Origin of the sequence: Flavobacterium sp. FlaQc-47 (assembly GCF_044006475.1) — a bacterium.
Taxonomy (GTDB): domain Bacteria; phylum Bacteroidota; class Bacteroidia; order Flavobacteriales; family Flavobacteriaceae; genus Flavobacterium.
The window spans coordinates 26120-38866 of record NZ_JBIPCQ010000003.1 but is presented as its reverse complement, the minus strand read 5'-3'; the positions used below and the strand labels follow the sequence as shown (position 1 = coordinate 38866).

Sequence of the window (12747 nt, the reverse complement as noted above, 5' to 3'; positions counted from 1 at the left end):
TACTATGAACACCCTACAAATAAACCACCATTTCTATAAATTAATCTTAATGGTTTTGTTGTTTTCCGCTTCTGCGAAAGCGCAAATCCAGAAAGTAGAACCACCATTTTGGTACGCAGGAATGAAAAATCCAGAAGTACAGATTATGTTCTACGGAAAAAACATTGCACAATATGAAGCTTCGGTTTCAAATAATGTGGCCATTAAAAACGTAGAGAAAACAGAAAATCCAAACTATCTTTTTGTTACCATTGATACAAAAAACTTAAAGGCTTCAGAATTGGTTTTCTCTTTCAAAACCAAAAATAAAGTTGCCTTTACACAGAAATATTCGCTTAAAGAAAGAAGAGCAAATTCTGCAGAGAGAAAAAGTTACGATGCATCGGATATGATTTACTTAATCATGCCGGATCGTTTTGCTAACGGAAATCCAAAAAATGACAGCGATGCCATTTTAACTGAAAAAGAAAACAGACAAGATCCAAGCGGACGTCACGGCGGAGATATTGAAGGAATTATTAAAAACTTAGATTATATTTCTTCTCTTGGCGCAACAACAATCTGGAGCACGCCTTTATGCGAAGACAACGACAAACAACACTCCTATCATACATACGGGCAATCTGATGTTTACAAAATAGATCCGCGCTACGGAACTAATGAAGACTACGTTCGTTTATCTGCAGAAATGCATAAAAAAGACATGAAACTGGTGATGGATTATGTGACCAATCACTGGGGAATTACACACTGGATGATTAAGGATTTACCAACAAAATCGTGGATCAACCAATTCGAAAACTACACGCAAACACATCACCGTCGTGAGGTACTTACAGATATTCACGCCTCAAAATTAGATCAGGAAGTTTGTGTTGATGGTTGGTTTGTACCTTCAATGCCCGATTTGAATTTAAGAAATCCTTTGGTTGCAAAATACTTAACTCAAAACGCGATTTGGTGGATAGAATTTGCCAATCTTGACGGATTTAGAGTGGATACTTACAATTATTCTGATGCTACGGCAATGGCAAACTGGGCAAAAGCAATCACAACCGAATATCCGAGTTTTAATATTGTTGGTGAAATCTGGATGCACAATCAGGCAAATTTGGCGTATTGGCAAAAAGACAGTAAAATTGGTGCCATCGAAAACTACAATTCGAATTTACCAAGCGTAATGGATTTCACTTTACAAGATCAAATTGGTTCAGCATTTAATGAAAGTGAAGTAACCTGGGATAATGGTATGATTAAATTCTACAACAATTTTGCATTGGATTATTTATATCCAAACACCAACAGCCTTTTAGTTTTTGCCGAAAATCACGATACGGATCGTATCAATCATACTTATAAATACGATTTTACGAAATACAAATTGGTCATGACTTTATTGGCAACCGTTCGCGGAATTCCGCAATTGTATTATGGCTCAGAAATTGGAATGGGCGGCGATAAAGGTAAAAGCGGCGATGCAGCTATTCGTCAGGACTTTCCTGGAGGATGGGCTGGCGATAAAAATAACGCTTTTACTGCAGCAGGAAGAACACCCGAACAAGCTAAATTCTTCGATTTTACTGCAAAATTATTCAACTGGAGAAAATCAAATGATGCAGTTCATTTCGGTAAAATGACACATTATATTCCGGAGAATAATATTTATGTTTATTTCAGATATACCGATTCAAAAACGGTTATGGTGGTTTTCAATAATAATGCTACAGCACAAGTTGTTAAAACAAATCGTTTTAAAGAAAACATCAAAAACTTTAAATCAGGAAAAGATATTTTAACCGGAAAAACATTCGATTTATCATCTGAAATTACTTTAGAACCGAAATCGGCAATTGTTTTAGAATTGGAATAATTTTTTAAACAACGTATATCGTAGAGACGCACAGCATTGCATCTACCGCAAAGTAATTCCGCCAAGAATTCACTAATTTTATAAATAATAATTCGCGAATTCTTGGCGGTTTTTTTGTTCTCTAAGTTGTGTAATCCCTATGGGACAATTACAACCTACAACTAATATTTCTACCAATATTTAACTCCTAACGTAGTATCTCTCGTAGAGATTATATATTGGTAAACAAACATAACCTCAGAAAAAATGTCCCGTAGGGACTACACAATCAGGATAGATTATATGTTATATTGATAATAAATTCGTGGCGGTTTTTTCAATTATATGATTTCCTTTCTTTATCTTTAATATTCTGGCTCAAAATCAGTTTCAATGAATAAAGAAAATACTTCAAAAATACCTTTCGTTTGGGAAGGAGCAAATATATATTTTTTACTAACCGATCGTTTTTACAATGGAAATTTCGACAATGATTTAAATTTCAACCGAACCAAAACTGCCGGAAAACTACGCGGTTTTGAAGGAGGCGATATCATTGGGATCATTAAAAAAATCGACGAAGGTTATTTTGATCAATTAGGAATAAATGTTATTTGGCTTACGCCAATTGTAGAACAAATTCACGATGGAGTTGACGAAGGAACCGGACTTACTTATGGCTATCATGGTTATTGGGCAAGAGACTGGACAGCTTTAGATCCAAACTTCGGAACCAAAGAAGACTTAGCCAATCTGGTTAAAAAAGCACACGCAAAAGGCATCAGAATTATGCTTGACGGCGTTATCAATCATACCGGACCCGTAACTCCCGAAGATCCTATCTGGCCGGAAGACTGGGTACGAACCGGAGTAGTTTGTGATTACAAATCATTCGAAAATACTACCATGTGTACCCTTGTGGATAATCTTCCGGATGTAAGAACCGAAAGTACACAGGAAGTGGAATTGCCGCCTTTTTTAATCGATAAATGGAAAAATGAAAATCGTTATGATAAAGAAATTGAATCATTAAATGATTTTTTTGAAAGAACCGGATATCCAAGAACTCCAAAATATTACATCATAAAATGGTTAACAGATTATATTATAGAATTTGGAGTTGACGGTTACAGATGCGATACCGTAAAACATACTGAAGAAATTGTTTGGTTAGACTTTAAAAAACAATGTGATTATGCATTTGAAACCTGGAAAAAAAATCATCCTTTAGAAGTTCTGGATCAAAATCCGTTTTACACGATTGCCGAAGTGTACGGTTATGAAATAAGTGGTGGATTAGATTATGATTTTGGAGATCGAAAAGTAAATTATTTTCAGCATGGTTTTAACAGCATGATTAATTTCGAGTTTAAACTAGATGCTCAAAATGATTATGAAGTGATATTTTCGAAATATTCAGAAAAACTTCAAAATGAATTAAAAGGTTATAGTGTTCTTAATTATGTATCCTCGCACGATGATCCTGAACCTTTTGATGAGAATCGTAACCGAACTTTTGAATCCGGCACAAAATTACTGCTTTCGCCCGGAATGTCTCAGGTTTATTATGGTGACGAGTCAGGTCGTCCGCTAGTAATTGAAGGCACAGAAGGCGACGCAATATTTAGATCATTTATGAATTGGGAAGATATTGAATCAAATCCCGAAACACAAAATATACTTTTACATTGGCAAAAATTAGGGCAATTCCGAAGAAATCATCCTTCGGTTGGTGCTGGAATTCACCAACAGATTTCAGAAAAGCCATATATTTTCTCCCGAATTTATACGAACGACAATTATAATGATGAAGTTATAATTGGACTTGATTTAGGAACTGGCTCAAAAGAACTTCCTGTCGATTCTATTTTTAAAGATGGAACGCGATTAAAAGATGCTTTTTCAGGAAAAGAAACAGAAGTTCAAGACGGAAAAGCAGTTATCGATTCAGAATTTGGGCTTGTTTTATTGGAACTTGCATAAAAGAGTCCTAAAGTTTTTTTCACGCAGATTTTGCAGATTTGAGCAGATTTAATTTATAAGATTATCTGAGTGAATCTGCTTACATCTTTTTAGAATCTGCCTGAAACAAAAATCATTTTAATCCCATAATCTCTGGCTAAACTTTTTATCTAATCCTAACGCACTTTGCGTAAAACTTTGCGACCTTTGCAGTTAAACTCTCAATACATGCTAAAAATAGCCCATCGCGGTGCAAAAGGATACGAACCTGAGAATACCTTAAGATCTTTCCAGAAAGCATTAGACTTAGATGCTGACGGAATCGAACTTGACGTTCACCTTAGTTCTGACGGACATATTATAGTCATTCACGACGAAACGATTGACAGAACCACCAACGCAAAAGGTTTTGTAAATACTTTCTCTTTAGCTGAATTGAAATCGTTTTTAATCGACGGACAATATAAAATTCCAACTTTAGATGAGGTTTTTACTTTAGTAAATAAAAAATGCCTGATCAATATCGAACTAAAAGGTTTAGGAACTGCGAGCAAAGTTGTTGCCTTAATTGAAGAATATATTTCAGGAAAAAACTGGAATTACAAAAATTTCATCGTTTCAAGTTTTGATTGGGATTTACTTCAGGAAACATCAAATCTAAATTCAAATATTCCTATTGGAGTTTTAACAGAAGAAGATTTGGATACCGCTTTGGCTTTCGCCGAAAAAATAAAAGCATATTCCATTCATCCCGATTATCAGTTATTGAATGCTGAAAACGTAAAACAAATGCAAGAAAAAGGTTTTCTCGTTTTCCCTTGGACAGTTGACAAAGAAGAAGACATTCAAAGAATAAAAAGCTATAACGTAGACGGAATCATCTCTGATTTTCCGGATAGATTATAATTAAAGATACAACATAGATTTCACAGATTAAAAAATGTACTAATCTTTGAAATCTGTGGCAAATAAAAAAATTAGTGCCAATTCGTTTAATTCGCGGCAACCCAAATAAAATGATTAAAAATTTCGACATAATAATTGTTGGCGGAGGCGCAGCAGGTTTTTTTACAGCAATCAATATTGCAGAGAAAAATCCCAAACTAAAAATTGCCATTTTAGAAAGAGGGAAAGAAGTTCTTTCTAAAGTTCGCGTTTCAGGTGGCGGAAGATGCAATGTAACGCACGCTTGTTTTGAGCCAAATGAACTGGTCAAATTTTATCCGCGTGGTGAAAAAGAACTTCGAGGGCCTTTTCATCAATTTTGTTCCGGAGATACAATTGAATGGTTCGAAAAACACGGAGTGGAATTAAAAATCGAAGATGACGGAAGAATGTTTCCGGTTTCCAACTCATCTCAAACTATAATCGATTGTTTCTTAGAAGCAACCGGAAAATTAGGCATTAAAATTCTAACCGGACAAAGTGTACAATCGATTTTTAAAGCCGAAAATCATTGGAAAATTGATACTCAGGATGAAAATTACGCTACCGAAAAATTAGTTTTGGCAACCGGAAGTAATCCTAAAATCTGGGAAATGCTTCAAACACAAGGACACGCAATTGTAAGCCCTGTACCTTCCCTATTTACATTTAATATTAAAGATCCTAGAATAAAAGAATTACCAGGAGTTGCGGCACAAGTTACCGTAAACGTAAAAGATACCAAACTTGAATCTACCGGACCTTTGTTAATCACACATTGGGGAATGAGCGGCCCGGCAATTTTAAAACTTTCGGCTTGGGGAGCACGTACTTTATTTGACAAGAATTATCAGTTTAGCATTTATGTAAATTGGCTAAATGATGTTGAGACTGAAGATGCCGAAAAAATACTGAAAGACTTAAAACAGGAACATGCTAAAAAAGCCGTTTCAAAAAAATCTCCTTTTGATTTCCCAAATCGTTTATGGGAAAGTTTGGTTTTAGCTTCAGCAATTGAAACAGAAACAAAATGGGCAGATTTATCTAAAACACAATTACAAAACTTAGCTTCTCAACTCACAAAAGCAACATTTCAGGTAAATGGAAAAAGTACTTTTAAAGAAGAATTTGTAACTGCAGGCGGAATTCATCTAAAAGAAATCAACTTTAAAACTATGGAAAGTAAATTACATCAAAACCTTTATTTTGCCGGAGAAATTGTCAATATTGATGCTATAACAGGAGGTTTTAATTTTCAAAATGCCTGGACGAGCGGGTTTATCGTTGCAAATAATATATAAAAAATGAAATTTAAAGGAATTATTTTTGATTTAGACGGAACATTGGTAAACTCATTAGAAGATATTTCAGACGCTATGAATATCGTCCTTACCGGTCTAAATCATCCAACTCATACTTACGACACATATCAATATTTTATAGGAAGCGGTCTCCGAAATTTGGTTAGTAAAGCTTTACCTGCATCAAACAATTCTGAGGAACAAATTGAAACCTGTTTTGAATGTATGGTAGATGAATATCGTAAAATCTGCACACTTAAAACAAAACCTTACGAAGGCATTATCGACTTATTGGATAATTTAGTTTCACAAAATATTAAATTAGCTGTTTTCTCCAACAAAGCCGATGAACTTACTAAAAAAATAGCGGCAGAAATATTTCCTGATTATTTTGATAATGTAGTTGGATTAAGTAACGAAGCCCTTAAAAAACCAAATCCGTTTGAAGCCTTAGAAATAGGTAAAAGCTGGAACTTAAAACCCGAAGAAATTCTTTTTGTTGGAGATTCTGATATTGATATGCAGACAGCCACAAACGCTAATATGTTTGCTGTTGGAGTAACATGGGGTTATAGAACAGAAAAAGAACTTTTTGAAAGTGGTGCAAAATTAGTAATTACCCAACCTTTAAATTTACTTGAGATTTTACTCTCAGTTAAATACTAATAAATGAAAGTAAAATTACGTACCACAATATTTTTTTTGACTTATCAAATCGCTATTTCTCAAACAGAAAACCTTTTAAATTAACTTTTCTCTGAAAGAATCTTGATGTAAAAATTAGCCAGAGAATAAACCAGGATTAACAAATACCACTAAATGAAAGTAATATTATTTACAATAATTTCTTTTTTAACTTACCAGCTTTCGATTTCTCAAACAGAAAAATTAATTCACGGAAGAGTCTTTTCTAATAATTATCCGCTTAATAAAGTTGAGGTTATCAATAAGACAGCTAAAACGAGCACAACTACAAATTACTTAGGAGAATTTTCAATTGAAGTACAAGCAAAAGACAGTTTACTATTTTTCGCTAAAGATTACTTTTTTACAAGATTAAAATTAACTCAGGAAAATATTGATCAAAATAATCTTGTTGTCAATATGAGCGCTAAAGCATTTGAGTTGAATGAAGTCGTAGTAACCAATATAAAATTTGATCCGGTCCGCACTTCCCAAAAAGATATAGATGGAATAAAATTTGCAAAAGACAACAATTCTTTACAAAAATATACGGGTGTTTACGATGGAACTATTGCCAATGGTATGGATTTTGGGCGAATGGGTAAAGGAATTTTTAATTTATTTAAAAAAGATAATAAGGACGAACTCAAAAAGAAAACTTCTGAAACTGTTTTTAAAAAGTTGGTTGCGGCTTCAATTCCTCGTGACTTTTTCACAAAAGAATTAAAATTAAAACCTGAAGAAGTTGATTTGTTTATTGATTTCTGTGATGCGGATCCAAGATCTGCAAAACTTATAGAAAATAACAACATCCTAACTACAATGGATTTTTTATACGCTAAACACGAAATGTTTAAGAAAGCAAAATCAGAAGTTCAAAACTAAAACTACTTGTTTAGCCACCAAATACTTGCATTTAAAATTGCGGCAAAAGCAACCCAAGCCATATATGGAATTAACAAATATCCGGCTGTTTTGTTGATTTTCATGAATTTTAAGTACGTCTCGTAAATCATCAGCCATAAAAGCGCAATCTCAATTAAAGCCAACATCGGATTTTTTAATCCGAAGAATAAATACGACCAGATGGCGTTTAATGTCAATTGAATCAAAAAGAAGCCTAAAGCCTTTTTTACTTCTTCGTTTTGTTCCTTTATTTTATCCCAGACTAATCCTGCTGCAACCGCCATTAAAATATATAGTAGTGTCCACATTGGCATAAAAATCCAATTGGGGGGATTAAAAGCTGGTTTTATCAGAGTTGGATACCAGCTTTCTACACTCGGTCTGGTTACAGTACTTGCAGAATATCCTACCATTAAACAAATAACCAGAGCTATGATGATTTTGACAACTTTATTCATTCTATTCAATTTTTATCCAAAAATAGTTAAAAAGAAAGGTTTAACCATATAAGTAATATAAGTTCATTTTAGTTGAAGCGCAACTTATAATTTCTGATATAACTTATAGGGTGAAATATTATAAAAACTATCTTTGCCAAAATTTTATATTTCATGTTTACAGCAACTGATTTTATTCCTAAAAAATATACTTCGACGATAGAAAATGGAAATTTTGAATGGAGCGCTCCCAGCAATATCGCATTAGTGAAATATTGGGGGAAAAAAGCCAATCAAATTCCGGCAAATCCTTCGGTTAGTTTTACACTTAATAATTGCAAGACAATTACTAAATTGGGTTTTGAGAAAAAAAATGCTTCGACTCCAATCAGTATGACAGACAGTTTTTCTTTTGATTTGCTTTTTGAAGGAAAACCAAAAGAAGATTTCAAACCGAAAATTCAAAAATTTTTAGAAAGAATTGAAGTCTATTTGCCATTTTTAAAAGACTATCATTTTACGATTGATACACAAAATACATTTCCGCACAGTTCAGGAATTGCTTCTTCGGCATCTGGAATGGCAGCTTTGGCAATGAATTTTATGAGTTTAGAAAAAGCTTTAAATCCGGAAATGACAGAGGAATACTTTTATCAAAAAGCATCATTTTTGGCACGTTTAGGATCAGGAAGCGCCTGTAGAAGTATAAAAGGAAATGTCGTTGCTTGGGGAAACCAAAAGAATATTGAAGGAAGTTCAGATTTATTTGGAGTTGAGTTCCCATATACTATTCATGAGAACTTTAATAATTATCAGGATACTATTTTATTGGTTGACAAAGGCGAAAAACAAGTTTCGAGTACTATTGGACATGATTTAATGCACAATCATCCATACGCCGAAAGACGTTTTGCTCAGGCACATGAAAACCTGGATCAGTTAATTGCCATTTTTGAAAACGGGAACTTAGAGGAATTCATTAAAGTGGTCGAAAGTGAAGCCTTGACATTACACGCCATGATGATGACGTCAATGCCGTATTTTATCCTGATGAAACCAAATACTTTGCAGATCATTAATGCGATTTGGAAATTTAGGAATGAAACACAAATTCCGGTTTGTTTTACACTTGATGCGGGAGCAAATGTTCATGTTTTATACCCCGAAAACGTTAGCGCCAAAGTACTGCAATTTATTAAAGACGAATTAGTTGTATTTTGCCAGAATGGTCAGTACATTTGCGATCAAATTGGAGACGGTGCAATTGCATTATAATTTTGCGTATCTTTAATTAAAATTTTGATTATGGACATTCAATTAGAAAAAATCAATGCAATGAATATGTTGAAGGAAACTAATGACCCATCACTTATTTTGGCTGTTGCAAAATTGCTAAGAAGAGAGAAAAACGATTGGTGGGATGATTTGACAGAAGCTCAGAAAGAAGATATTGCCCAAAGCGAATTAGAATTTGAAAGAGGAGAATATTCAAGCATTGAAGATGTGATGAAAAAATACAGGTAGTGAATCTTAAAGTAAATATTTCAAAAACAGCTGAAAAGAATTTAGATACTGTTTTGAATTTTATTGAAGCGAGATGGTCTAAAAAATCAAAAGAAATGTTTCTTGTGAAATTTGAAAAGGCAATTTCAATAATCAGCATGAATCCTGAAATTTTCCCTAAATCATCAGTAAATAAAAAATATCGAAAATGTGTTGTAACAAAACAATCAAGCCTCTTGTATAGTTTTGGCTCAAATGAAATTAGAATTCACGCTGTTTTCGACACACGACAAGACCCAAATAAAATTAAGAAAGACATAAAATAAACATGAAAGGACCATTATTTTACTCAAAAATATTACTCTTTGGAGAATACGGAATCATTCGCGACTCTAAAGGACTTTCTATTCCTTATAATTTTTACAATGGTGCTTTAAAGAAAATTGAAGATCCTTCGGCAGAAGCAATCGCATCAAACGCAAGTTTAAGACGTTATAGCACATATCTTGAAGCGTTACAAAATGAGCAGCCAGATTTGGTTTCTTTTGATTTGTTATCTTTAAAAAATGATGTTGAAACAGGCATGTATTTTGACTCAAGTATTCCGCAAGGATACGGAGTTGGTAGCAGCGGTGCACTTTTAGCAGCTATTTACGATAAATATGCTACACATAAAATAACAGTTTTAGAGAATTTGACTCGTGAAAAATTGTTACAGCTAAAAAATATTTTTGCTCAAATGGAGAGTTTTTTCCACGGAAAAAGTTCTGGTTTAGACCCTTTAAACAGCTATTTAAGCATTCCAATTTTAATCAATTCAAAAGATAATATTGAAGCAACCGGCATTCCTACTCAAAGTTTTGACGGAAAAGGTGCTGTCTTTTTATTAGATTCAGGAATTGTAGGCGAAACTGCTCCAATGGTTAATATCTTTATGGAAAACCTAAAAGATAAAGGTTTCCGTACAATGCTTAAGAATCAATTTGTAAAATATACTGATGCCTGTGTAGAAAACTTTTTGCATGGCGACATGAAATCGTTATTTACAAATACTAAAAAACTATCAAAAGTCGTTTTAAACAACTTTAAACCAATGATTCCGGAGCAATTTCACGGAATATGGCAAAACGGAATTGATACAAATGATTACTATCTAAAACTTTGTGGTTCTGGGGGAGGCGGTTACATTCTGGGTTTCACTGAGGATTTAGAGCGCGCAAAAGCATCTTTAAAAGATTATAAATTAGAGGTCGTTTACCAATTCTAAATTTAAACCTCTTTAAAACCAAGCTTATTGAATATGCTTTAATAGAAATCATCACCTGAAAGTTATTTAATATGAATAGTATTTTAAAGATTATCAAAACAACTTTTTTAGGTGGAATTCTATTTCTGGCGCCGTTAGTTTTATTACTGATTATTCTTGAAAAAGGATATCACATCATTCAGAAAATCACGCTTCCTATTATAAGTCATTTCCCAAAAGTAAAAATCTTAGGATTAGCAATTGAGGAAATAGCAGCTATAATGATCCTATTCATTATTTGCATTACTGCCGGTTTAATTGCCAGGACAGCTTACGCAAAAAAACTAATTCAAAGACTAGAAAACGGAATTTTAAGCTTCGTTCCCGGTTATTCGTTTATAAAGAAAACGAATGAAAACATTATGGGCATGGAGTCTAATGAAAATTTAAAAGTTGTATTAGTTCCTACAGATGCAGGTGTGCAATTTGCTTTTTTGATTGAGGAAATAAACGAAAACAACTTTGCAGTATTTATTCCCGCTGCGCCAAATCCATGGAGTGGCTCTGTTTGTTTTGTAGAAAAAAAAGACATCAAAGAAGTTAACATTTCTCAAAAAGAAGCCTTAGCTTGCATTCGCAAATTAGGTTTTGGTTCTAAAGCATTACTAAAAGACAAGCTTTAAGGTTTTTACACCATAACTCTAAATTAAAACAAACTCTAAATTAAACCCCAAAACTAACTTTAAAAAATGTTAAGCAGACAGCATAAACTTTTAGTAATGAAAATTGTTAGTTTGTTCTCAGTAGTGAGAGGTTATAACATTCCGATTATTGTTTTAGCACAATACTTATCTGCTATTTTCATACTAGCTCCGGAAAAAAGAGCCCTTGACATTTTACTTGATCTCAACTTATTCTTTATTGTATTTGCCTCGGCTATTACTATTGCTTCCGGATATATTATTAATAATTTTTATGATAGTCAAAAGGATTTAATTAACAGACCTAACAAATCTATGCTGGACAGATTGGTTAGTCAAAAGACAAAACTTTCCGTTTATTTTACATTGAATTTCATTGCAGTATTAATGGCATCGATTGTTTCCTGGCGTGCTTTTTTATTCTTTTCAGCATATATTTTCCTGATTTGGTTCTACTCTCATAAAATAAAAAAATATGCTATTATTGGCAATTTGACTTCAGCACTTTTAGCTGTTATTCCTTTTTTTGCCATTCTGTTGTATTTTTACAATAAGATTTCATTTGAAGAAATTGAGGACCACATGAGTCATTTTATGGTAATTTCGGCACATGCAGTTTTCTTGTTTTTGTTATTATTAATCAGGGAAATGATTAAAGATCTGGAGAATTTAAAGGGTGATTTAGCCAATAATTACAGAACAATCCCGATAATTTATAATGAAACGGTTTCTAAGCAAATCATCACGGCTTTGACGCTATTAACAATTATTCCGGTTTATATTTTAATCAACATTTATGATGTTGGTTTTATGGATATTTACTTTTACGTCTGTTTTGCTGTTTTATTATTTTTCCTGATTTATTTATGGAAATCAAATTCTAAAGGACAATTTTTACTTTTGCATAACGTGTTGAAATTCCTGATTGTTTCAGGTGTCTGCTGCATTGTGTTGATTAATCCAAGTGTTTTATGGCACGGAAAGAACCTGCTTTTACATCCTTAGAGTGATAGCCCACAGATTGTACGGATTTGACCGGTTTACACTGATTTTTTGTTTGCAATAATTACCACAGAGTTGCGCAAAGCTTAAAAAACTCCGTGAATTTTTGTGAAACCTTTGTGCATCTCTGTGGTAAAGCCTGTCTAAAAAAGAGAATTGCCTGAAAATAACCCCGATTGCAGTGGAAATACTTTTATTTTTTTTCTTTAAAAAAATAAAAGATTGAAATGAA

The 12747-nt window shown here is 33.2% G+C and carries 13 protein-coding genes; 12 read left to right on the top strand and 1 reads right to left on the bottom strand.

What is annotated here, in order from left to right:
* The first annotated feature begins 4 nt into the window (after window positions 1-4).
* The 6 genes from ACHRVX_RS09830 to ACHRVX_RS09805 all read left to right on the top strand — a co-directional run bounded on the left by ACHRVX_RS09830 (window position 5) and on the right by ACHRVX_RS09805 (window position 7605).
* Entirely contained in the window at window positions 5-1870 is a 1866-nt protein-coding gene (locus ACHRVX_RS09830) for a glycoside hydrolase family 13 protein (protein ID WP_395331702.1), read from the top strand.
* A 372-nt stretch (window positions 1871-2242) separates the two neighbouring features.
* A complete protein-coding gene (locus tag ACHRVX_RS09825; protein ID WP_395331700.1) occupies window positions 2243-3832 on the top strand; it encodes an alpha-amylase family glycosyl hydrolase in 1590 nt (529 codons plus the stop codon).
* 207 nt (window positions 3833-4039) lie between these two features.
* Window positions 4040-4717 (top strand): glycerophosphodiester phosphodiesterase, encoded by a 678-nt coding sequence (locus ACHRVX_RS09820; RefSeq protein ID WP_395331698.1) that lies wholly within the window; start codon window positions 4040-4042, stop codon window positions 4715-4717.
* Between the two features lie 110 nt (window positions 4718-4827).
* On the top strand, window positions 4828-6036 hold the full coding sequence (locus ACHRVX_RS09815) for an NAD(P)/FAD-dependent oxidoreductase (RefSeq protein ID WP_395331696.1): 1209 nt from the start codon (window positions 4828-4830) through the stop codon (window positions 6034-6036).
* Window positions 6037-6039: 3 nt separating this feature from the next.
* The gene (locus ACHRVX_RS09810; RefSeq protein WP_395331694.1) at window positions 6040-6702 is read left to right on the top strand and encodes an HAD family hydrolase; all 663 of its coding nucleotides are present in this window, start codon (window positions 6040-6042) and stop codon (window positions 6700-6702) included.
* A gap of 153 nt (window positions 6703-6855) precedes the next feature.
* On the top strand, window positions 6856-7605 hold the full coding sequence (locus tag ACHRVX_RS09805; protein WP_395331692.1) for a hypothetical protein: 750 nt from the start codon (window positions 6856-6858) through the stop codon (window positions 7603-7605).
* Window positions 7606-7607: 2 nt separating this feature from the next.
* Here ACHRVX_RS09805 and ACHRVX_RS09800 read toward each other — a convergent pair whose 3' ends face one another.
* Entirely contained in the window at window positions 7608-8084 is a 477-nt protein-coding gene (locus ACHRVX_RS09800) for a TspO/MBR family protein (protein WP_395331691.1), read from the bottom strand.
* A gap of 153 nt (window positions 8085-8237) precedes the next feature.
* Here ACHRVX_RS09800 and ACHRVX_RS09795 point away from each other — a divergent pair, with 153 nt between their 5' ends.
* The 6 genes from ACHRVX_RS09795 to ACHRVX_RS09770 all read left to right on the top strand — a co-directional run bounded on the left by ACHRVX_RS09795 (window position 8238) and on the right by ACHRVX_RS09770 (window position 12518).
* Window positions 8238-9338, top strand: coding sequence for a diphosphomevalonate/mevalonate 3,5-bisphosphate decarboxylase family protein (locus ACHRVX_RS09795; protein ID WP_395331689.1), 1101 nt, complete (start codon window positions 8238-8240; stop codon window positions 9336-9338).
* Between the two features lie 30 nt (window positions 9339-9368).
* Complete coding sequence (locus tag ACHRVX_RS09790; RefSeq protein ID WP_395331687.1) at window positions 9369-9587, top strand: hypothetical protein; 219 nt, start codon at window positions 9369-9371, stop codon at window positions 9585-9587.
* Window positions 9587-9892 (top strand): type II toxin-antitoxin system RelE/ParE family toxin, encoded by a 306-nt coding sequence (locus tag ACHRVX_RS09785; protein WP_395331685.1) that lies wholly within the window; start codon window positions 9587-9589, stop codon window positions 9890-9892. The genes ACHRVX_RS09790 and ACHRVX_RS09785 overlap by 1 nt, the downstream gene beginning before the upstream one ends.
* A 2-nt stretch (window positions 9893-9894) precedes the next feature.
* Window positions 9895-10833 (top strand): mevalonate kinase, encoded by a 939-nt coding sequence (locus ACHRVX_RS09780; protein ID WP_395331683.1) that lies wholly within the window; start codon window positions 9895-9897, stop codon window positions 10831-10833.
* A 71-nt stretch (window positions 10834-10904) separates the two neighbouring features.
* Entirely contained in the window at window positions 10905-11495 is a 591-nt protein-coding gene (locus ACHRVX_RS09775; RefSeq protein WP_395331681.1) for a DUF502 domain-containing protein, read from the top strand.
* A 66-nt stretch (window positions 11496-11561) separates the two neighbouring features.
* Complete coding sequence (locus tag ACHRVX_RS09770; protein WP_395331679.1) at window positions 11562-12518, top strand: geranylgeranylglycerol-phosphate geranylgeranyltransferase; 957 nt, start codon at window positions 11562-11564, stop codon at window positions 12516-12518.
* Window positions 12519-12747: the final 229 nt, after the last annotated feature.

What these genes read in the sequence shown, in the direction of transcription:
- ACHRVX_RS09830 (WP_395331702.1), top strand. Translation starts at nt 5, where the DNA reads ATGAACACCCTACAAATAAACCACCATTTCTATAAATTAATCTTAATG.
- ACHRVX_RS09825 (WP_395331700.1), top strand. Translation starts at nt 2,243, where the DNA reads ATGAATAAAGAAAATACTTCAAAAATACCTTTCGTTTGGGAAGGAGCA.
- ACHRVX_RS09820 (WP_395331698.1), top strand. Translation starts at nt 4,040, where the DNA reads ATGCTAAAAATAGCCCATCGCGGTGCAAAAGGATACGAACCTGAGAAT.
- ACHRVX_RS09815 (WP_395331696.1), top strand. Translation starts at nt 4,828, where the DNA reads ATGATTAAAAATTTCGACATAATAATTGTTGGCGGAGGCGCAGCAGGT.
- ACHRVX_RS09810 (WP_395331694.1), top strand. Translation starts at nt 6,040, where the DNA reads ATGAAATTTAAAGGAATTATTTTTGATTTAGACGGAACATTGGTAAAC.
- ACHRVX_RS09805 (WP_395331692.1), top strand. Translation starts at nt 6,856, where the DNA reads ATGAAAGTAATATTATTTACAATAATTTCTTTTTTAACTTACCAGCTT.
- ACHRVX_RS09800 (WP_395331691.1), bottom strand. Translation starts at nt 8,084, where the DNA reads ATGAATAAAGTTGTCAAAATCATCATAGCTCTGGTTATTTGTTTAATG.
- ACHRVX_RS09795 (WP_395331689.1), top strand. Translation starts at nt 8,238, where the DNA reads ATGTTTACAGCAACTGATTTTATTCCTAAAAAATATACTTCGACGATA.
- ACHRVX_RS09790 (WP_395331687.1), top strand. Translation starts at nt 9,369, where the DNA reads ATGGACATTCAATTAGAAAAAATCAATGCAATGAATATGTTGAAGGAA.
- ACHRVX_RS09780 (WP_395331683.1), top strand. Translation starts at nt 9,895, where the DNA reads ATGAAAGGACCATTATTTTACTCAAAAATATTACTCTTTGGAGAATAC.
- ACHRVX_RS09775 (WP_395331681.1), top strand. Translation starts at nt 10,905, where the DNA reads ATGAATAGTATTTTAAAGATTATCAAAACAACTTTTTTAGGTGGAATT.
- ACHRVX_RS09770 (WP_395331679.1), top strand. Translation starts at nt 11,562, where the DNA reads ATGTTAAGCAGACAGCATAAACTTTTAGTAATGAAAATTGTTAGTTTG.